At 50.8% G+C, this 21,216-nt stretch carries 21 protein-coding genes, 3 tRNA genes and 3 rRNA genes; 20 read left to right on the forward strand and 7 right to left on the reverse strand.

The window, feature by feature from the left end:
* Positions 1-16: 16 nt before the first annotated feature.
* Positions 17-763 (reverse strand): nitroreductase family protein, encoded by a 747-nt coding sequence (locus NQ559_RS03885; protein WP_018696781.1) that lies wholly within the window; start codon positions 761-763, stop codon positions 17-19.
* A gap of 136 nt (positions 764-899) precedes the next feature.
* Here NQ559_RS03885 and dapF point away from each other — a divergent pair, with 136 nt between their 5' ends.
* From dapF to NQ559_RS03900, 3 genes are read left to right on the forward strand one after another with little or no spacing between them, the layout of a single operon-like run.
* Positions 900-1,706 (forward strand): diaminopimelate epimerase, encoded by an 807-nt coding sequence (gene dapF, locus NQ559_RS03890; RefSeq protein WP_018696782.1) that lies wholly within the window; start codon positions 900-902, stop codon positions 1,704-1,706.
* Positions 1,707-1,725: 19 nt separating this feature from the next.
* Positions 1,726-1,929 carry a hypothetical protein gene (locus NQ559_RS03895; RefSeq protein WP_018696783.1) on the forward strand — a complete coding sequence of 68 codons (204 nt, stop codon included), beginning with the start codon at positions 1,726-1,728 and terminating at the stop codon, positions 1,927-1,929.
* A gap of 10 nt (positions 1,930-1,939) precedes the next feature.
* Positions 1,940-2,743, forward strand: coding sequence for an alpha/beta fold hydrolase (locus NQ559_RS03900; protein WP_018696784.1), 804 nt, complete (start codon positions 1,940-1,942; stop codon positions 2,741-2,743).
* A 630-nt stretch (positions 2,744-3,373) separates the two neighbouring features.
* Here NQ559_RS03900 and NQ559_RS03905 read toward each other — a convergent pair.
* The 6 genes from NQ559_RS03905 to NQ559_RS03930 all read right to left on the reverse strand — a co-directional run bounded on the left by NQ559_RS03905 (position 3,374) and on the right by NQ559_RS03930 (position 9,629).
* A complete protein-coding gene (locus tag NQ559_RS03905; RefSeq protein ID WP_026318545.1) occupies positions 3,374-4,201 on the reverse strand; it encodes a zinc finger domain-containing protein in 828 nt (275 codons plus the stop codon).
* Positions 4,202-4,586: 385 nt separating this feature from the next.
* Positions 4,587-4,700: ribosomal RNA gene (rrf, locus tag NQ559_RS03910) — 5S ribosomal RNA — on the reverse strand.
* Positions 4,701-4,879: 179 nt separating this feature from the next.
* Positions 4,880-7,751: ribosomal RNA gene (locus NQ559_RS03915) — 23S ribosomal RNA — on the reverse strand.
* A gap of 90 nt (positions 7,752-7,841) precedes the next feature.
* A tRNA-Ala gene (locus NQ559_RS03920) sits at positions 7,842-7,915 on the reverse strand.
* Between the two features lie 10 nt (positions 7,916-7,925).
* Positions 7,926-7,999, reverse strand: a tRNA-Ile gene (locus NQ559_RS03925).
* A 102-nt stretch (positions 8,000-8,101) separates the two neighbouring features.
* Positions 8,102-9,629, reverse strand: a 16S ribosomal RNA gene (locus tag NQ559_RS03930).
* Together the 16S, 23S and 5S rRNA genes with 2 tRNA genes alongside form the textbook arrangement of a ribosomal RNA operon.
* 588 nt (positions 9,630-10,217) lie before the next feature.
* Here NQ559_RS03930 and NQ559_RS03935 point away from each other — a divergent pair.
* From NQ559_RS03935 to NQ559_RS04015, 17 genes are all read left to right on the forward strand, one after another.
* The gene (locus tag NQ559_RS03935) at positions 10,218-10,832 is read left to right on the forward strand and encodes a signal peptidase II (RefSeq protein WP_026318654.1); all 615 of its coding nucleotides are present in this window, start codon (positions 10,218-10,220) and stop codon (positions 10,830-10,832) included.
* 68 nt (positions 10,833-10,900) lie between these two features.
* A tRNA-Leu gene (locus NQ559_RS03940) sits at positions 10,901-10,982 on the forward strand.
* 207 nt (positions 10,983-11,189) lie between these two features.
* The gene (locus NQ559_RS03945; protein WP_018697384.1) at positions 11,190-11,789 is read left to right on the forward strand and encodes an RteC domain-containing protein; all 600 of its coding nucleotides are present in this window, start codon (positions 11,190-11,192) and stop codon (positions 11,787-11,789) included.
* Between the two features lie 93 nt (positions 11,790-11,882).
* Positions 11,883-12,941, forward strand: coding sequence for a toprim domain-containing protein (locus NQ559_RS03950; protein WP_018697383.1), 1,059 nt, complete (start codon positions 11,883-11,885; stop codon positions 12,939-12,941).
* 6 nt (positions 12,942-12,947) lie between these two features.
* Complete coding sequence (locus NQ559_RS03955) at positions 12,948-13,283, forward strand: helix-turn-helix domain-containing protein (protein WP_018697382.1); 336 nt, start codon at positions 12,948-12,950, stop codon at positions 13,281-13,283.
* 753 nt (positions 13,284-14,036) lie between these two features.
* Positions 14,037-14,162: a hypothetical protein gene (locus tag NQ559_RS03960; protein WP_259805229.1), complete on the forward strand. Its 126-nt coding sequence runs from the start codon at positions 14,037-14,039 to the stop codon at positions 14,160-14,162.
* 53 nt (positions 14,163-14,215) lie between these two features.
* Positions 14,216-15,301 (forward strand): hypothetical protein, encoded by a 1,086-nt coding sequence (locus NQ559_RS03965; protein WP_018697380.1) that lies wholly within the window; start codon positions 14,216-14,218, stop codon positions 15,299-15,301.
* Between the two features lie 253 nt (positions 15,302-15,554).
* Positions 15,555-16,535 (forward strand): ArdC family protein, encoded by a 981-nt coding sequence (locus NQ559_RS03970; RefSeq protein WP_018697379.1) that lies wholly within the window; start codon positions 15,555-15,557, stop codon positions 16,533-16,535.
* Between the two features lie 47 nt (positions 16,536-16,582).
* A complete protein-coding gene (locus tag NQ559_RS03975; RefSeq protein ID WP_026318651.1) occupies positions 16,583-16,816 on the forward strand; it encodes a hypothetical protein in 234 nt (77 codons plus the stop codon).
* Between the two features lie 42 nt (positions 16,817-16,858).
* Positions 16,859-17,170: a hypothetical protein gene (locus tag NQ559_RS03980; RefSeq protein ID WP_018697377.1), complete on the forward strand. Its 312-nt coding sequence runs from the start codon at positions 16,859-16,861 to the stop codon at positions 17,168-17,170.
* Complete coding sequence (locus NQ559_RS03985) at positions 17,160-17,522, forward strand: hypothetical protein (RefSeq protein ID WP_018697376.1); 363 nt, start codon at positions 17,160-17,162, stop codon at positions 17,520-17,522. The genes NQ559_RS03980 and NQ559_RS03985 overlap by 11 nt, the downstream gene beginning before the upstream one ends.
* 16 nt (positions 17,523-17,538) lie before the next feature.
* Positions 17,539-17,940: a hypothetical protein gene (locus tag NQ559_RS03990; protein WP_018697375.1), complete on the forward strand. Its 402-nt coding sequence runs from the start codon at positions 17,539-17,541 to the stop codon at positions 17,938-17,940.
* A gap of 19 nt (positions 17,941-17,959) precedes the next feature.
* Entirely contained in the window at positions 17,960-18,400 is a 441-nt protein-coding gene (locus tag NQ559_RS03995) for a hypothetical protein (protein WP_015546346.1), read from the forward strand.
* A 4-nt stretch (positions 18,401-18,404) separates the two neighbouring features.
* Positions 18,405-18,911: a hypothetical protein gene (locus NQ559_RS04000; protein WP_015546347.1), complete on the forward strand. Its 507-nt coding sequence runs from the start codon at positions 18,405-18,407 to the stop codon at positions 18,909-18,911.
* A gap of 18 nt (positions 18,912-18,929) precedes the next feature.
* A complete protein-coding gene (locus NQ559_RS04005; RefSeq protein ID WP_015546348.1) occupies positions 18,930-19,232 on the forward strand; it encodes a hypothetical protein in 303 nt (100 codons plus the stop codon).
* 223 nt (positions 19,233-19,455) lie between these two features.
* Positions 19,456-20,040, forward strand: a complete 585-nt coding sequence (locus NQ559_RS04010; protein ID WP_018697374.1) for an RNA polymerase sigma-70 factor — start codon at positions 19,456-19,458, stop codon at positions 20,038-20,040.
* 145 nt (positions 20,041-20,185) lie between these two features.
* A complete protein-coding gene (locus NQ559_RS04015; protein ID WP_018697373.1) occupies positions 20,186-21,193 on the forward strand; it encodes a FecR family protein in 1,008 nt (335 codons plus the stop codon).
* The last annotated feature ends 23 nt before the right edge of the window (positions 21,194-21,216 follow it).

The following is a 21,216-nucleotide window of genomic DNA, read 5'->3' on the forward strand; positions in this document are numbered from 1 at the left end:
CCCCCGCACCCCAGCGTCAGTTGTTAAAGAACCCTTTTTCCTTCAACAGCGCGAAATAGGAGTTCGAAATCGCGAGGTTGTCCTTGCGAACGTAGCGGCGCTGCGTGAAGACCTGCGCCAGGTTGGGCAGACCGTTCTCCTCGAGGAGGCGTTTGGTGAGCTCCGACTCTTCGCGCTCGGCCCACAACTCGTCGATCTCGGCGGCCGTATAGTCGGTATATTTCTCATAGTGCACCACACCTTCGAGCGGCAGGCGGTCGGTCAGTTCGGGCGACTCGTCGGGATACCCCACCACGACGGTCGTCAGCGGAATGACGCCCTTGGGCAGTTCGAGGATGTCGGCAATCTCGCCGGCAGTATAGATCGTCGTTCCGAGATAGCAAATGCCCAGCCCCTTCAGTTCAGCCTCGACGCACAGGTTCTGGGCAGCGAGCAGGGCATCGGTCGCGGCATTGAGGAACCACGCGAAATTGTCATAGGCCGGATCTGCATCGCGCTGCCGGCACCACATCGAGAACCGGTGCACATCGGCGCAGACCGTCACCACGCACGGGGCCTGCGTTACCATCGGCTGGTTGAAGTGGCACGGGGCGAGCCTCCCGCGCAAAGCGGCATCGCGGGTCACGACCAGTGAATAGAGCTGCATGTTACCGCATGTCGAAGCACGCGATGCCGCTTCGAGTATCTCGTGCAGCACATCCTCGGGAATAGGGGTGGAACGGAACTTACGTATCGAACGATGCTTGAAAAGCACACTTTTCATGGGAATTGTATTTATAGGTTTTCTGTAAAAACAATACGGGCGCCTGCCGGTACCGGCGAATACGCATATTTTCCACAAAAGTAGTAAAACTTTTAGAAGTTTTATTATTTTTGCGATGATATAACCACTATCGGAAGTGCTGGTAAAATTCGTCAAATACGAGGGGGCAGGCAACGATTTCATCCTGATCGACGATCGCGGAGAGGTATTCCGGCCGGGTGCCAGGCGTATCGCCGCCCTGTGCGACCGTCATTTCGGCATCGGTGCCGACGGGCTGATGACCCTGCGCCGCAGCGCCGAGCTGGACTGCTCGATGCGTTACTACAACGCCGACGGGTCGGCAGGGGAGATGTGCGGCAACGGCGCCCGCTGCTTCGCGCTCTTCGCCGAACATCTGGGCATCGGCGGGGAAACCAAATTTTTCGACGCGACGGACGGCGTGCATACGGCACACATCCGGCGTGCGCAGGGCCCCGCGGGCGAAATCGAGTTGGGCATGATAAATGTATCGGAAATCCGCAGCGGCGACGGCTGGTGGTTCCTCAATACGGGGGTTCCCCACTACGTGGAAATGGTACATGCTGTCGACGGCATCGACGTAAACGGGCGCGGCAGGGGTATCCGTTACGATACGGGGCGGTTCCCGCAGGGTACGAACGTCAATTTCGTCGAGGTCACGGGCAACGGAGCGATCCGTATGCGCACCTATGAACGGGGCGTCGAGCACGAGACGCTGGCCTGCGGCACGGGTGCCACGGCTGCAGCGATCATAACCAACTATGCTTTGCAGCACGGAACGACAAAATACCGGATACAGGTTCCCGGCGGAGAGCTGATCGTGGGCTTCACGCACGAGGCCGGGACACAGAATTATACGAATATCAGGCTCACGGGCCCTGCCCGCAGGGTTTTCAGCGGGGTATTCGAAACCGACAATTTCTAAAACCAATCCTCTCCCACCCATGAAAACACCCAAGGGAATCCGCGAACACGACGCGGACGAACTTCGAAAGGCAAAACGCCTCGATCCGATACGCAAGAGCGGCAAAGAGCGGCACTCGCTCTACCGTTCGATCGACGAAGAGGACGACGAGGATCTCCTCGGCACGACGCGGCGCGAATCCGTACTCGACTACCTCGACGAAGGGGATGACGAGGAGGAATAATTCCCGGAACATGACCGAAAAATTTATAATGGCAGGGTCTACGGCCCTGCATGTCTGCGATTCGCAGGTCGGTGACAAGTGTGTCGTGCTGCTGCACGGCTATCTCGAATCGGCATTGGTATGGGAGGATTTCGTCCCCTACCTATATAAAGAGGTACGCGTAGTGACGCTCGACCTGCCGGGTCACGGCATTTCGGTCGTCACAGGCGAAGTGCATACGATGGATTTCCTGGCCGACACGGTAGCCGACGCCCTCACGGCTCTGGGCATCGGGCGCTGTACGCTCGTAGGGCACTCCATGGGAGGCTACGTGGCACTGGCATTCTGCGAGCGTCATCCCGGGATGCTCGACGGGCTCGTCCTGCTCAGTTCCACCCCCAACCCCGATACTCCCGAAAAGGCCGAAAACCGCCGCAGGGAGATCGTCCTCGTAAAGGCAGGCAAGAAGGACATGCTCGCCCGGGTAGCTCCGGCAGCAGGCTTTGCCGAGGAGAACCGCACGCGGATGCAAGCGTATATCGAAGACCTGACCGAGCAGGTTTTCCTTACCGAAGACGAAGGGATCGTCGCACTGCTGGGAGGCATGGTCACCCGCAAAGACCAGAACGCGATGTTGCGCTCGTCGGATGTTCCGCAACTGTTCATCCTCGGAAAAAAGGATGGCTACATCCCGCCCGAGGCCGCCGAAAAGATGGTTGCCGAGCATCCCCAGGCCGGGGTCGTGTGGCTCGAACACTCGGGACACATGGGCTTCCTCGAAGAGCCGGAAACCACGGCCCGGGCGATCCTCGATTTCGTAAAGTCGGAAAAATAACAGACTCCCGATTTTCCGCGAACGACACGGCACGCCCGATCTCCGCCCGGATCCATGCGGACACAAAGCATGCGATGGAAAACGCCTGTCTGGCATCCGCTGCCCGCAATGACGCCGGGCTGCGGAGGGGAGCACGCTGGCCAAGCTGAGCGGCTCGCAGCTGGGCGAACTCGTAACGTTCACCGCGGCGCAATTCTCGCAGAAACAGGAGCAGGAAGCCGGATAAATACGGATTTCAATTCTCCGTAAAACACGGTTTCAGCCTCTATGCGACGGGCAATTCGCTGAACAAACTGGCAGGACTTCCGAAGGGCGTCAAGGCATCGACCGTACAGAAGATGTTTTCATCGCACCCCGACAGCGAGAAGCGCGCCGCCCGGATGAAAGAGAAAGCCGCCAACGCACGCGTGGCTGCGCAACAACAGCAGAAGTTACACCGAATAATACGGGCTCCCGGGGCAGGGTCGCACAGGGAGAGTCCGCACAGTTATCCGACCGCCAATGCGGCCAATAATCTATCTGCCGCACAATTACGCAAAAGCCGGGGAAATCCCCGGCTTTTGCCGTTCATCCTTTCGGCGGAACCGCAGGCCGGACATCTTTGAAAGACAGCCCCCGGTAAACCCGGTGCTATTTCAACGGCTGGCAATGCGGACAATAGTAAACCGCCCCGCCCAGATAGGCTTCCTTGACGATCACACCTCCGCATACAGGGCACGGATCCGTATATGTATTTTTCGAGAGCACAACCTTGTACCCGCCGGGATTGCCGAAAAGATCCTTTTCCGTATCCCGGCCACCTGCTGCCGCCATTTCCGCCAGCGTAGATTTCACTGCACCGAACAACGCGTCCAACCCACGCCCGCCCAACGCAGCCATCTTCCGTTTAGGATGGATCCGTGCATTGAAAAGAATATCCTGCAGGACGCCGTTTCCCAAGCCGGGAATCCGTTGTTCCGTGGCGAGGAACGCTTTGGCGGAAAGATTAGGCTTGGCTCCGGCCACCAAACGGTCGAAATAAGCGGAATCAAACCGGTCGTCGAGCGGGGAAGGCTTCGACAAGGCACCAAGGTAGTAGGGATTGTCCAGTTTACCCCGGAAAGCATTGATCCCGCCATACATGGCCACCGTGAAGACCAGGAAACTGTCATCATCGAATGTTATCAGCAACTGGTATTTGGGCGGGATGTCCGCACCGGCCGGACAGTAACGCATGTGCACCCCGTCCGAAAGCGCAACATGCACCTTGTCTTCCAACAGCAAGTCGGCAAATGCACCGTAGCCTGCGGCAGACAGGACTTTCTTTCCTGCGAGCAACTCCTTGTATGCAGCCGGGTCACCGGTATACCATGTAAATTTATGCGGGTGGGTAGCGTTGAAAACATCGGTAACCGTCCGGCCGGCCAATACATCGGCCGCCTGCTTCGCCAAGGTGCGGGACTCGGGTATCTCTATCATAGTCTGTGCTTTGGAGTAAAGATAGTAAAAAGATTCCAAGCACCAAGCCTATTCGGGGCAAGCCACCGATTTACAAGATTCTTTATCTCATCTCCGAAGCCCCCGTTTTTTCCGTCAGCCGGTTCCGTCGTCGGCCAGCCATACCAGGAAGGGCGGGCAGCAGAAGCCCAAGCGCCCGGAAGATCCGAAAAAGACACCACGCTCAAACGGGGGCTCCTTCGCAATGGGAGGGCTGTGCCAGGCATCCCAACAGAACACCCCGCGCCACACGGAAGAATAAGGCACAGGAAGGCATAGGGAAAGGGACAAGCCTGGGCGCAAGGCGAGCAATTACCCCACGCGGAAAAGGGCATAAAAAAAGGTCAGACCTTACGATCTGACCTTGAAGAGGCGGCTACCTACTCTCCCACGGGAAAACCGCAGTACCATCGGCGTTAGTGAGCTTAACTTCTCTGTTCGGAATGGGAAGAGGTGGAACCTCACTGCTATAACCACCTAAAAGAACGTTTTCGATAAACCGGGACAAAGCAAATCAGTTTGTTTTGTCGTGTGGAGAAAAAGAAGGACGAAGTCCAACATGCTCCATGCTATCGAAGTAGTGCGAGCAGCCTTTTAGTCGCTGCAATCCGTCGCACCCGGTATAAGTTGACATACTTCGGAGATGAGATAAAGAATCTTGTAAAAAAGCCTCTCGGGTAATTAGTACTGCTCGGCTTTGACATTACTGTCTTTACACCTGCAGCCTATCAACGTAGTCGTCTCCTACGCCCCTCAAGGGAAGACTTATCTTGGGGATGGCTTCGCGCTTAGATGCTTTCAGCGCTTATCCAGACCGAACGCGGCTACTCGGCGGTACACTTGGCAGCATAACCGATACACCGGAGGTTCGTCCAACTCGGTCCTCTCGTACTAAAGTCAGAACCCCTCAATCTTCCTACGCCCGCAACAGATAGAGACCGAACTGTCTCACGACGTTCTGAACCCAGCTCGCGTGCCACTTTAATCGGCGAACAGCCGAACCCTTGGGACCTTCTCCAGCCCCAGGATGTGACGAGCCGACATCGAGGTGCCAAACCGCCGCGTCGATATGAGCTCTTGGCGGCGATCAGCCTGTTATCCCCGGAGTACCTTTTATCCTTTGAGCGATGGCCAGTCCACACAGAACCACCGGATCACTATACCCTGCTTTCGCACCTGATCGACTTGTTGGTCTCACAGTCAAGCACCCTTATGCTATTGCACTCTACGCACGGTTACCATTCGTGCTGAGGGTACCTTGGGAAGCCTCCGTTACTCTTTTGGAGGCGACCACCCCAGTCAAACTACCCACCAAACGGTGTCCCCTCTCGAGGGTTAGAACTCAAGTACACAAAGGGCAGTATTTCAACGTCGACTCCACGAACACTGGCGTGCCCGCTTCGTAGTCTCCTGCCTATCCTACACATTGTGTACCCAAATTCAGCGTTAAGCTATAGTAAAGGTTCACGGGGTCTTTTCGTCCCGTTGCGGGTACCCGGCATCATCACCGGGACTACAATTTCACCGAGCTCACGGTTGAGACAGTGTCCAGATCGTTACACCATTCGTGCAGGTCGGAACTTACCCGACAAGGAATTTCGCTACCTTAGGACCGTTATAGTTACGGCCGCCGTTTACTGGGGCTTCGATTCAATGCTTCTCTTGCGATGACATCCCCTCTTAACCTTCCAGCACCGGGCAGGTGTCAGGCCCTATACGTCTTCTTTCGAATTTGCAGAGCCCTGTGTTTTTGATAAACAGTCGCCTGGACCTCTTCGCTGCGCCCACCTCGCGATGGGACCCCTTTTCCCGAAGTTACGGGGTTAATTTGCCTAGTTCCTTAACCGTGATTCACTCGAGCACCTTAGGATACTCTCCTCGACCACCTGTGTCGGTTTACGGTACGGGTGACATATACTATAACTTAGAAGATTTTCTCGGAAGTCGACTTGGGTGCACTATCAAATTGCCCGTAAGCTCTCTGTACTGTCAGGTTTCAGCAAGGACTAACTCTTAATCTGCCCCTATACCTAAGCCCTTTAACCACCTATTCCGTCAGGTGGCGGCACTTACGTTCCTTCGTCTCTCCATCGAGGTATATGTCAGTATCGGAATATTAACCGATTATCCATCGAGATCACCGTTCGGCTTACCCTTAGGACCCGACTAACCCTGATCCGATTAGCGTTGATCAGGAAACCTTGGTCTTGCGGTGTGCGGGTTACTCTCCCGCATTATCGTTACTCATGCCTACATTTGCTTTTCCATACACTCCACCAAACCTCACGGTTCGGCTTCAACGCGGAATGGAATGCTCCCCTACCGCACTTTCGTGCCCAGAACTTCGGTGGTATACTTGATGCCCGTTTATTATCCACGCTTTGCCGCTCGACTAGTGAGCTGTTACGCACTCTTTGAATGAATAGCTGCTTCCAAGCTAACATCCTAGCTGTCTCTGCAGCAAAACATCGTTAGATCAACTTAGTATACTCTTGGGGACCTTAGTTGCTGGTCTGTGTTGTTCCACTCTCGTAACCGGACATTAGCACCCGGTCGCTCACTGCTGTAAATCATACTACTGGCATTCGGAGTTTGTCAGGATTTGGTAGGCGGTGAAGCCCCCGCATCCAATCAGTAGCTCTACCTCCAGTAGACTCTCAATTACAACGCTGCCCCTAAAGGCATTTCGGGGAGTACGAGCTATTTCCCAGCTTGATTAGCCTTTCACCCCTACCCTCAAGTCATCGAGAAGCTTTTCAACGCTTATTCGTTCGGTCCTCCAGTTGGTTTTACCCAACCTTCAACCTGCTCAAGGGTAGATCGCAAGGTTTCGCGTCTACAACCACTGACTAAACGCCCTGTTCAGACTCGCTTTCGCTTCGGCTCCGTGCATCCGTGCACTTAACCTTGCCAGTGATTAGTAACTCGTAGGCTCATTATTCAATAGGCACGCCGTCACGGCACGAAGCCGCTCCGACAGGTTGTAAGCGTATGGTTTCAGGTTCTATTTCACTCCCCTGTTCGGGGTTCTTTTCACCTTTCCCTCACGGTACTGGTTCACTATCGGTCTCTTGGGAGTATTTAGCCTTACCGGGTGGTCCCGGCGGATTCAGACAGGATTCCTCGTGTCCCGCCCTACTCAGGATACTGCTATCGCCTGACGTGCTTACCTGTACGAGTCTTTCACTCTCTACGGATGAACTTTCCAGAACATTCCAGTTCACAGTCATTTGAATATTGCAGTCCTACAACCCCACAGTTGCCGTAACAATTGTGGTTTAGGCTGTTTCCCGTTCGCTCGCCGCTACTTAGGAAATCGATGTTTCTTTCTTTTCCTCCTCCTACTAAGATGTTTCAGTTCAGAGGGTTGGCCCACTTTCGTGTGACAGGCCTTCTGCCTGCCGGGTTGTCCCATTCAGAAATCCTCGGATCAATTCTCGTTTGCAAATCCCCGAGGCTTATCGCAGCTTACCACGTCTTTCTTCGCCTCCAAGAGCCTAGGCATCCCCCATACGCCCTTTATTACTTTCTTACATTTCCGATAACCCCTATTGTAGCTATCGGAACTTTATCTCATCTCCTTAAATATGTCAATGAACGCTGGTCGAATCCTCGACCTGAGTGGAGGATAAGGGAGTCGAACCCTTGACCCCCTGCTTGCAAAGCAGGTGCTCTAGCCAACTGAGCTAATCCCCCGAGTTCGGTGTAGTCCCGTGCGGACTTGAACCGCAGACCCCTACATTATCAGTGTAGTGCTCTAACCAACTGAGCTACGGGACTGTATCCGCGGGAAGACCCCACTCGGTATAACATAAAAATTACAGGTTAATTCGAGAGAAAAGAATGAGACTTATCTGTTGACGAAATAGTCACACTCTCCAGAAAGGAGGTGTTCCAGCCGCACCTTCCGGTACGGCTACCTTGTTACGACTTAGCCCCAGTTACCGGTTTTGCCCTAGGTCGCTCCTTGCGGTCACGAACTTCAGGCACCCCCAGCTTCCATGGCTTGACGGGCGGTGTGTACAAGGCCCGGGAACGTATTCACCGCGCCATGGCTGATGCGCGATTACTAGCGAATCCAACTTCATGGAGGCGGGTTTCAGCCTCCAATCCGAACTGAGATAGGCTTTCGAGATTGGCATCCCCTCGCGGGGTAGCGACCCTCTGTACCTACCATTGTAACACGTGTGTAGCCCCGGACGTAAGGGCCGTGCTGATTTGACGTCATCCCCACCTTCCTCTCGGCTTACACCGGCAGTCCCGCCAGAGTGCCCAGCTTGACCTGATGGCAACTAACGGTAGGGGTTGCGCTCGTTATGGGACTTAACCCGACACCTCACGGCACGAGCTGACGACAACCATGCAGCACCTAGTTTCCTGCCCCGAAGGGAAATCCTGTTTCCAGAATCGTCAGTAACTTTCAAGCCCGGGTAAGGTTCCTCGCGTATCATCGAATTAAACCACATGTTCCTCCGCTTGTGCGGGCCCCCGTCAATTCCTTTGAGTTTCATTCTTGCGAACGTACTCCCCAGGTGGATAACTTATCGCTTTCGCTTAGTCACCGACTGTGTATCGCCGACAACGAGTTATCATCGTTTACTGCGTGGACTACCAGGGTATCTAATCCTGTTTGCTCCCCACGCTTTCGTGCCTCAACGTCAGATATAGTTTGGTAAGCTGCCTTCGCAATCGGTGTTCTGTATGATCTCTAAGCATTTCACCGCTACACCATACATTCCGCCTACCGCAACTACTCTCTAGTCTAACAGTATTAGAGGCAGTTCCGGAGTTAAGCCCCGGGATTTCACCTCTAACTTATCAAACCGCCTACGCACCCTTTAAACCCAATAAATCCGGATAACGCTTGAATCCTCCGTATTACCGCGGCTGCTGGCACGGAGTTAGCCGATCCTTATTCGTACGATACTTTCAGTCACCTACACGTAGGTGAGTTTACCCTCGTACAAAAGCAGTTTACAACTCATAGAGCCGTCTTCCTGCACGCGGCATGGCTGGTTCAGACTTGCGTCCATTGACCAATATTCCTCACTGCTGCCTCCCGTAGGAGTCTGGTCCGTGTCTCAGTACCAGTGTGGGGGGTTAACCTCTCAGTCCCCCTATGTATCGTTGCCTTGGTGAGCCGTTACCTCACCAACTAGCTAATACAACGCATGTCCATCTATAACCACCGGAGTTTTCAACCCGGAGAGATGCCTCTCCGAATATTATGGGGAATTAGTACCAATTTCTCAGTGTTATGCCCCTGTTATAGGTAGGTTACATACGCGTTACGCACCCGTGCGCCGGTCGCCGGCAATTGAAGCAAGCTTCAATCCCGATGCCCCTCGACTTGCATGTGTTAGGCCTGCCGCTAGCGTTCATCCTGAGCCAGGATCAAACTCTCCATTGTATAAAATTATAAATGTTTTGTTAGAGTCCTGACTATTCGTTTATCCTTTATAAAAGGAAATTGACAGATAAATACTACATTTCTTTTCTCTCAAAATATAACCAGTAATTCAAAGAACCAGTTTGAAAAAATCGCATTTTACAATGCGAAAGGACTGCAAAGATAGAGTAACTTTTTGAATCCTGCAAATCTTTTTTCAAAAATCTTTTTAAGAACTTCGCGTCTCGGGAAATCGGGCTTACACAGAGCTTTGAGCTCCTTTATTGTAAACTTTCAGCCTTCGTAAGAACAACCGTTTTTCTCAAACGCGGATGCAAAGGTAGCGACTTTTTTCGAACCTGCAAATATTTTCGCATATTTTTTGCATGAAAGTTAAAATTTCTTCAAATCTGAGGTATACACCTATATTTTATTAAAGAAGAATTAGTCGGCCAGCCCTTATGAAGCCCGGGCCACACATCGCCGCAACCGGGAAGCCGACCTGCGGGGCCGAGGGCTTCCATGGAAAAGACCGCAGCGAGTAAATTCGGGTCGAGTCCTGCAAAACTGAGATTTTTTACTATTTTTGCGTCAGATTATCCGACCGATATGAATTTCAGAAAAATATCACTGCTCGTGCAGATCCTGCTCATCGCGGATCAGGCACTCAAGATCTGGGTCAAGACCCACATGCACCTCGACGAATCGATCGTCGTCTTCCCGGACTGGTTCCAATTGCGCTTCATCGAGAATAACGGCGCGGCCTTCGGGATGCACATCGCCACCAAAGGCGGGTTCGACTGGGGGAAACTCCTGCTCGGGATTTTCCGGATCGTGATGGTCGGGGTCATCGGCTGGCTGATGCACCACCTTCTCAACAAACGCAAAGACACCCCCAAGGGAGTCATCGTCGGCCTGGCGCTGGTCATGGCGGGAGCGCTCGGCAACATCATCGACAGCGCGTTCTACGGGCTGCTCTTCTCGGAGTCGACGCCCTATACGGTCGCACATTTCGGCGGACACTACGCCGGGTTCATGATGGGCAAGGTCGTCGACATGTTCTATTTCCCGCTCTTCCAGTGGAACGGCGTACCGCGGTTCCTGAACTTCCTGGTGGACAGCAACAACTACTTTTTCGGGGCCATCTTCAACCTGGCCGATGCCTATATCTCCGTCGCCGTCATCTATCTGCTTCTGTTTCAGTACAAATTCCTGAGCAAGTAGATTTTTTTCGTAAAAATAGTTGGTGAATGAGAAAAAAGTATTACTTTTGCACACCACAATTTCCAAAAGCCCAGGTGGCGGAATAGGTAGACGCGCACGTTTCAGGTGCGTGTGCCGCAAGGCGTGCAGGTTCGATTCCTGTCCTGGGCACTGGGAACCCCGTTAGAGGAAACTCTAACGGGGTTTTTGTTTTATTTTGACACTAATTTGACACTAACCCAGTAAAAACGATCTTTGGCATTTCAAAAGATGCCTTTTTAGAATATATTTCTGACCATATTTTTGTACTTTCGTCCACAATCTTCGGCAAATATTCTTGGCATAGTTATTTAACCTTAACTTTAAAGATTACTAACTATGAATATCTCCGAATTTCAATTCCGCTTTTTAGATATTGCGGAACAGATAGAGTGTACCAGCAAACATTCCCCACTAAACCTTAAAGAAACCTTAAATTACTGGAATATCCTGCTATCCCATCTCCTTGAATTAAAAGACGAGGAAACGAACTCGTTGAAAATATTACGGGCTTTGGAGCAGTTGCATCAATTACTCTCAATCGAAGAAAAAAACCCTTCATTCTCCAAAAACACAACCCAAACATTGACGGCCTGGCTGTCAATAGAGATTACGCTTTGCTCTAAAAACCTTTCGGTGTCCGAGAAGTCTCCGGCGAAAAACAACGTATCGCCTTTGCATTGGCTGACAAAAGCAAACGAACTGCTGGAGCTTATCAATTCACTTTGGTATAGTGCCAAAATCGGGGCAGACCCCGGTTTGGAATTATCATATACAGGATTCGTCCGTTGCTTCGAGGAATTTTTCAACATCAAACTCAAAAAACTTTTCGATAAGCGGAGCCAGCTTTCCGCCAGAAAGCGAAACCCTACACCGCTATTAGACCAGCTTAAATCGACATATCTAAAAAACATCACAGATTTAAACTCTGGCAAATAAGCGATTACAAAAAATCTTTAGGGGTAGAACGGGTTCTGCCCCTATTTTTTTATCCGTAAGTTTCCGAATATTGCAGTCGAAAAACATTGCAATATGATTGATAAGCAGACGGTCCTATCCCTGACAAACGGTGGACTAAATGTATTTCGCCATTACTTCGGAAACGGTATCAGTACCAGACGTAAGTTCCGCAACCCCTTTTATGAGGACACACACCCATCATGTAGTTTATACTTCGACAGCCAACGCGGGATTTACAAATACAAGGACTTCGGGAACGAGGATTATTCCGGCGATTGCTTCGACCTGGTAGCAACGCTCCACAACCTGTCGTGCCGAAATACCGAGAACTTTATCGAAATACTCCGCATCATCGACCGTGAGTTAAATCTGGGAATAGAGGATGCCTCGCCGACTACAAGTCCCCGAATCTTACCAAAACCACCAGCTCCACCCCCAAAGCCCCAAGAACCTTTACCCTATAAATATCAGAGACAACCCTTTCCTGCAGAGGAGTTAGCACATTGGAAGCAATACGGCATTGACGCAGAAACCCTCAATCGGTACGGGGTCGTATCGCTGGCGGAATATTGCGGCATCAGCAATTCGGGCCACACTTTTACGCTTCGGTCGTCGCCGTCCGAACCCATGTTCGGATATGTCCGGCAGAGCGGGATAAAGATTTACCGTCCCAAATCGCAATCTCGGTTTCTGTTCGGAGGCAACTTTAACGGTTACTACTGTTTCGGACTGGAGCAACTACCCGTCGCGGGTAACACGCTGATTATTACAGGCGGAGAAAAGGACGTGCTTTCGCTGGCAGCGCACGGATTCCCGGCGATCTGTTTTGGCAGCGAAACAGCCCGCATACCGCACAAACAGATAGAAGAACTGACGCAGCGGTTCCGAAACATTGTACTGCTATATGATATGGACGCAACGGGCAAGAAGCACGCCCTCGCATTACAGCAGGAACTTCGGGCCTACAATGTCGGCCGTCTGGAACTTCCGCTGCCCGGAACCAAACAGGAAAAGGATATATCCGACTACTTCCGTCTGGGACACACGGCAACCGAATTTCGCAAGCTGATGCCCCGCCCGAAGGTACAGCAATATATACAGCACAAAAGCGGAAAAACCATTAAATATTAGCAGTTTATGAATGATGCAGATATACAGCGAATGTTTCGGCAGCTTGACCTCATTCTGAATCTGATACAGGAAACCCGGAGCGCAATAAAATTGCTGAAACAATGCGGTAATGATGGTGCGGATGATCCATTAATTCCAAACCGTCAGCTTGCCGAAATTCTCGATGTCAGAACAAAGCAAATAATCGAGTATCGCAAGAAAAAACTTATCGAAGCCGTAATCATCCAAAATCGTGTCTTTTTCCGAAAGTCTGCCGTGAAGAAATTTATCGAAGAACACATAAACAAAGGAGATAGAAGCTATGGAAAACAGTGCTACGAACGGGTTAGAAAATACCGATAATGTCGTAATTGACCGTAAAAAATTCATCAAATTGCTAAACAGGCAATGCCGACTGGAATATATGCTGACACTTTTAGGTGCAATATGTTACGCCAAGAAAATAAAGTACGTCCTGACACCAGAGGACGTATGCGAAATCTTGGGGATCGACTATACTGCATTTAAAAAGGCTCTACTAAAAACCGCACCCAAATCGACATCCTGGAGCGGCGGACGAGTTTACACCCTTGAAACGATGGCAGGCATAGCAGAAATCACATCAAGGCCTCAAAGATTGAAGAAGTTATCCCCTACATCCAAAAAGAACTTTTAAAATAAAAGCCGCGCGTTGATTGCGCGGCTTTTATAATATATATGTGCAGCATATTGCAATGAAGTCTAAAACCGGGAAGCGGTGTCCCGCGCTTCGCGCGGGACAGGGGGAGTTTTCTGTATTGCGCCCTTTTTTGTTGCCATTCCTCTTTTTTAGAAATCGGTGTACATAGCATCCACCGCCTGAACTTTCCGTACTCAAAGGTAGCGCCTCGCTGCGGCCGGGCCTGCCGCTGAAATCGGACACGATCAGGCCCGGCCGCAGCGCACAGCAGGATTCTTCAAAAAAATCTCCACCCCGCAAAGGTCCCTCCGGGAGCCGTGTTTACCGGGTCGTATTTTTTTGAACAACCCCGCTTCCAAGTGTGGGACGGCGCAGGGTTTTGAGTACGGAAAGTTCAGGCGGTGGGTGCTACGCACGGGATGATTAAAAAAAAAGTCATGGCAACCAAAAAGAACATACAGAAAAATGATCGGAAAGAATCAGGGGCAGGATTAGCCGCTGGGATAGAATCTGAAAACACGACACAACAGAACGCCGACGCCACGAAAACCGCAAGAAAATAAGAATCGGAACCCAATAAAACAACAACAGAAAACCAATTTAAAAAATCAAAGACATGGAAAAGCACGAAATTTTGAGCATGAAGAACTGCCACCGTGCAGCAACAGTACAGCAGATCGCAAACCCCGAATATGGGGTCTGGAAATTCGAGTGGCGCGGCCAGAAGTTAGGCGGAAACGCTTTTTATACGGAATATGCGCATATCGCATCAAAACCCTGTTTCGGAAACGCCACCGTCATTTCTGATAATGACAACGACATGAAATTCTGGGAAGTGCTGACATGGAAATACGAAACCAACATGGCGGAACTTTGGGAGGCCGCACGCAGGGCATTTTCCGCAACGAGTTTCGACCCCGAAAAACGTGCGGCGCAATATATCCGGGAATATGAAAAATTGCTGCTCGATGATCTGAAAGAAATCCCACAGGACGAGCAGGGGCAATATATTGCCAAATTCAAAGAGTGGGTAGCAACCCTTTTCGCCAAACATTCCCGGATAATGAGTGCGGCAATTACAGGCCCGGCGAGGTTCCCCACCGAGAGGAACCGCAAAGCCAATAATTCATACGAATCAGCCGTTGCGGAGTTTCAAAGCTGGCGTGAGCGCGTGCAGGCGGCAGCAGCCCGCCGCATCGAAGCGGCCAAACCCCAGGAGCAGAAAACCGCCGAAGCGTGGGAGCGCGTAAAGGAGGATATAGACCGTTTTGTCGATTGGAATTTATGTTCGACTAACCTATACAACCGGCTGGAGACCATAGCCCGGAAAGGCGAGGTAGAATTAATGCAGCGGGCAATCGACTATGTGCGGGAACTCAACAAAGGTCGCAAACGTCCGATATACACCGAGCGGCACAAGTTTTTTAAATTGGCTGAACTCGCCGCGGCAATCCGGGGGCGACGGGCGGTAACGGCGGAAAAGACGGATAAAGACGTGCCGTTCGACGGGGGAATCGTCCGCTATAATTTCGCCGAAGATCGGCTGCAAATCCTGTTCAACGAAAAACCCGACGCGGGAATGATCGGTACACTCAAACACTCCGGGTTCCGCTGGTCGCCCCGCTTCGGGGCATGGCAACGCCAACTTACTCGCAATGCGGAAGATACCGCGAAACGTCTGTTGAATATCAAATTGCGATAAGCAACAACCTACCAGCGGGGCAACCCGGCCCCGCTGGTATTTCAAATTGCCCATAGGGATAGACCTTAACAGGTTCTTTTCCGGGGAAATCGGCTGCCCTCCTTTCTTTCGTAACGGCGGGAAAAGAAAGGAGCAAAGAAACCCGGCGCGGAAAGTTGAAAAACAGAACGCAACAGAACGAGGACGCCGCACAAGCAGCGGCCAAATAGAAATCCAATGCAGATAACCAGAACAACTACAAAACGATAATACCATGAACAACGATAAAATCATCGCAGCAATCGCGCCCGCATTTACGGCGCTGATGATAGAGAAGATACAAAACCTTAAAACGGGTTGGAACAAGCCGTGGGTTTCGATGGCACAGGGATGTCCCCGCAATCTGGCCGGGCGGTATTACAACGGCGGAAACCTGTTCATGCTTCTGCTGCTGACCGAATACAAGCGCTACAAAACGCCTATTTTCCTAACCTACAAGCAAGCGCAGGATGAAGAAATCAACGTGAAGAAAGGCGAAAAATCGTTTCCGGTTTATTTCTGGTATTTGTACGCCATTCCCAAAGACCAAAAAGACGGAAAAGGCATGCCATACGAGAAATACGCCCGTTTGTCAGACGAGCAGAAAAAGGCTTACAAGTTGTTGCCCCTGCTGCGCTATTATTCGGTATTCAATATCGACCAAACCGATATGCCGGAGAAGAACCCCGAACGCTATGCACGGCTGTTGGAGCAGGCCGCAGGGATGCCGCAGACGGACGGAACGACCTGCGCCGAAGTCGATCACATGGTCGATGCCGGGAAATGGTATTGCAGGATCGAAGTATTGGAATCCGACAGCGCATTTTATCGTCCCAGCGCCGATGTAATCGTATGCCCGCAGAAAACACAATTCCCCAAAGGTGCGGATTATTATTCGACGCTGCTGCACGAGGTCGCCCACAGCACGGGCCACCCGTCGCGGCTCAACCGGGATATGTCCGGTTTTTTTGGTTCGCCCAGCTATGCCCGCGAGGAACTGATCGCCGAAATGACCGCCGCACTTTGCGGCATACGGTTCGGGCTTGCAACAACTCCGCAGCAGGAAAACGCCGCCTATCTCGCAAGCTGGCTGCGGGGGCTGAAAGAGAAACCCGAATACCTGTTCGACATCCTTATCGACGCGAACAAGGCCGCCACGATGATCGCCGACCGTGTGGAAGAAAGCAACGCTAAACCCGACGAAACAGCAGCATAAACAGAATAATAACGGGCGGGGGCGTCCGCCCACAATATCCCCAAAAAATGAAATCATACGAAGAAATAATACGAGCAACCGCAGCCCTCGACTGGCGTATCCGTACCCACATGCCGGAAAACTACATGGAAGAAATTTTCGGCCAAACTCCCGAAAGCGATCCAAGCCTATACAATAGACTATGGCGGGCCATGCGAACGGGCAGCATTCAATTTCTGTTGGACACACTCGACTACACCAACGAAAAGAAACTTATTCGTTACATCAGCCAAAAAGCATAAATCCGGGCGGGGCATCGTCCCCGCCTACAACACCAAACTATTATGGACAAAATATTTATTGAAATATTTGAAGAACTTACCAAGTTGAACGCATCCGGGAAATACACAACTTTTTTCGATTTCGAGGGCCACATCAACGCCGTGGATATTCGGATTTTCAACGGAAAATGGAGCGTAGGGAAAAATCCATTTTTCGATATGGCTGTAATCCGGTTCGATGCTCCGGAGTGTCGTTCCTGCGCCACGGGCGAGCATTTCGATCCGCAGACATTCCTAAAATATCTGGCCGACTTGTGGAAATTCCGTCCAACGAAAAAACATCCGTTCCTCAAATATTCAGAATATGACAAGTAGGCAAAAGCAGAACAACCGCTATGCCGCTGCCGAGCGCAGGATTTTGCGGGTACGATACCCGCAGAATCCTGCCGCACGGAAGCTATGCCAACTCGACGAGCAGCGCGACCGCTATTCCAAAGCGATAGACGAGGTTTTCGGCGGCATGTATCGCCGCGGGTTCCGCCCCGGCATCGACAACGAGAATCCGGCGTTTCTGGCCGATTTCGACCTTATAAACCGCTGGCAGAAAGATATGGCGCGAATCGCTCGCCGTGTCGCCCGCATCGAGAAACTGAGCGGAAAAACCACAGAACAAGCCCTGCACGAAAAATACCTGCTCAACGCAGGCCGGGGCAGTCAATCGTATTAACTTAAAATTTGCAACTATGTCGCACGAAAAAGTAAAGCGCATTTCCATAATTGGAACAGAGGTATTTATCGACAGCGCAACCAGTAACGTTTGGCCGTTGGAATATCGGGAAGCTAAATCGGAAAGACTAACTGCGATTTTGCGGGAGAAAGGCCGCAAGGCCGTAGAAATGGAAATCCTTTTCGACTATTTTTCCGGGATGATGCAGGGCGGCAGCAGATTCCCGAAAGCGATTGAAGCAGCCGAAAAAGACGGAGCAATTACCGACCATCGGGAACAATATGACAAGTGCCGTATCGACCCGGTATATCGGGAGCAGTTTCTAAACACCTTACATGCTTACCTATCCGGGCGCATCTCGCCCGTCCCATCGGCAGAAACACAGCCCGAACATGCTACACAACAACAATTATTTTAACTTGTAATCCACCCAATTTATGAAAATGAAAGAAATCCCCTACTTCACTCGGTCAGTAGACCGCGCAGAAAAGCGATTCGCCGACTATAAAGCCCGCACCGAAGCGCAAGCTCGCAACCTCGGTTTTGTCTGCGCAGGAAACTTGGGGAAAGGTAGCCGCAACCGTTTGAATACCATAACCGACAAGAGTGTACGCCTATATTCGGCGTACACCCTGCGGCGGCTGTTTCTGAAAATGTATCGGCTGGAGGATAACGGCACACGTATATTCTGGGCGGAATTGAACGACATTCTGCGAATCTGCCAAACAGAAGCGTCCCCTTTCCATAATTACGATTATTCGTCCTTTGCTTGGGACGATAGCGATCTTGAAGATAAATACAACGCGGTGCGACACTTCATCGACCAATACGGCACGGCAACCGACAAAAAATATTTACTCCCCAAATTCATAATTTAGGCCGATGAAAGATCAGCAAATAGACGCTCTTGCGTTATACAAAGCCTATTATCGCTTTTTGCACGAGGAACCCCGCGACAATGCCGGGGACATCTGCGAAACGAATCCCCATCGTATAAACATCCGGCACTTCGAAAACATGGTCGGGATAGAAAAAGAGAACTTTTTAGGGCAGTACGGGTATGCAAAGCACATCGGAGCCATGGCCGAGCGTATGCGCGTTATGGTGGACGATCCTCGGCTGGGCGGTCATTACGAGGTGATGATCGACGAGCAGGGAGAAATCAACCCAGACCGTTACGCCGAACTTTGCCGCCAATACCGCGAGGAAATGCAGAAAGCCGCCCGGATATACGCCTCGATACTCCAGTACGAGGAATGGATAAACGAGGAACTGCGGGCCATCGACGCGGAACGGGCAGCCGCTGCGCTGGATAAAGTGAACCTTCAACGGGCACGGAACAGCATCGTTTATCCCGCATCTCCTGGCATTGAGCAAACCCTATTTTAAACCATAAACATTTTAACCATGCAAAAATATTTCGAAGAACAACCGACAACACGGCCCGAACAAGTGGCCCTTTTGAAAGAAAAACTCAAAGCGCAGTTCAAAAAACGTTTCCCCACCCTCGACGACATAGCTCCCGGATGGAAGAACGTGAAAGCCCCCGACCCCTATGCTTATGCGATGATGAACTATGTATATACGCGGCTATTCCGATTTATCCGGGTGGAAGATAATAGCATTGTCGGGTTTAAGACCCGCTGCACAACATCGTTTTACAGTAAGCCCGAAATCGTAACCGAGCAACCCAAACCCCGGAGTGAGTGAGCAGCGCCGGGGCTGCGGCCCCGGCCTACTTTCGAACTCGATCTGCAATTCCCGCGTCTGACCGAAGTTATCCATAACGATATTATCTAAACCTCACTTCTTTCTCCGATTCGTTCCGCATCAAAGAGATAAACCCAATATTTCACATCACCCCATATTAACGGACATTCTACAAATTTTTGAATTTTGATAAAAAAGTTTACCTTTGAATCAATCTACATGCATGTCAGAACTGGATAAACATATCACGCTCGAAAATTTCGAACGATTATACTCCGAGTATAAGCCTCGTTTTATCATTATCGCCCGGTCATACATCCGCAACAATATGGCCGCGGAGGACATCGTTACCGACAGCTTCCTTTATTTTTGGGAAAACAAGGACAAGCTGAATATTACTACGACTATCCAGGCATATATTTTAGGATCCGTGAAACATGGCTGTCTTGAATGGCTGCGCAACCAGAAAAACAGACTCAAAATCCAGCAACAAATACATACGACGGCTTACCGCAGCATCAAAGCCAAAATCACCGTTTTGGAAAGTACCAACCCCGAAGCATCCTTTACGGCGGAAATAAAATCCATCATCGAAAGCCAGATCAACAAAATGCCCGAACCCATGCGGCAAATCTTCCTTTACAACCGCTTCGAGGGCAAGACTTACCAAGAAATCGCCGAAATTACAGGAATCAATGTGCGCAACGTCACAGCCAATATCCAACGGGCTTTGGCCATCATGCGAATCGCACTGAACGACTATCTCATCATTTTAATTATCGTCCTGTATTCCAGCGTTATACGATAATTAAAAAAATTACCATTTTTTTAAGAAAATTTATTTAACGAAAAACGCACTTTTTCGATGTAAATGTCGTGCGCCCACGCACCATATAGTTGTAAACAGACAAAGCATAATTTCGTTATCGGGAAAAATTACCAAGGGAAAAATTATGGATTCGCTGCGGGCGGCCCAAATTCATAATGCACTCGCCACACTATGTAAAAAAATGGACAAAGAATTATTATATAAGTACATAAACGGCCAAACTTCCGAGCAGGAAGAAAAAACGATTGTAGACTGGCTCGATGCCGACCCCAATAACCAGAAAGAATTAAATGCTTTATGGTCTATGCAGGACGCGATTATCGCAAATGCTCCTTATCCGCACCACCCCCATCTGCACCTGCCGACCAGACGCCCGAAATGGTATCGCCAGCGCTTTATTCGTATCTGTACCCAGGCTGCCGCAGTATTACTATTGGTCGCTGGCAGTTGGTACGCTTCCAGAACCGTCATTATCGAAGATACCGCAAAACAATATCTGTCCGTTGCCGCACCGGCAGGACAACGTATAGACATTACACTCCAGGACGGAACCAGCGTTTGCCTGAACAGCGGGGCAAAACTGGAATATCCGATACGGTTCAATAGGAATCGCCGTGTGAAACTCTCCGGCGAGGCCATGTTCAACGTAGAGCATGATGCCGCCCGTCCCTTCATCGTGGAAACTTTCGCCTGCGACGTGGAAGTGCTGGGCACGAAATTCAATGTAACGGCAAACGAACTGACACACGACTTCACGACTGCATTATTGAGGGGAAAAGTCAAAGTAACCAACAAACTGGCAAGCGGCGACCAGATTATATTAGACCCGAACGAAAAGGTATGCCTAAACGGGAATCGTCTGGTATTGACCAGGATTGAGAATACGGACGACTATTTATGGACGGAGGGTATTCTGAATCTCGTTGGACACCCGTTTGCCGACATCATCGCCAAAATGGAGAAAACATACGGTGTGAAAATCCAGATCCAAACGGCCGAACTTCCGCAGATCGACGTTATCCGCGGAAAAATCCCCGTCAATATGGGGCTGGACTATGCGCTAAGGGCCTTGCAGAAAATAACCCCGTTCCAATATGAGAAAGACGAAAACAATGTAATCCACATAAAATAACTATGACGAGATTATCTAACAAA

The sequence above is a fragment of the Alistipes onderdonkii genome, from assembly GCF_025145285.1.
GTDB lineage: Bacteria > Bacteroidota > Bacteroidia > Bacteroidales > Rikenellaceae > Alistipes > Alistipes onderdonkii.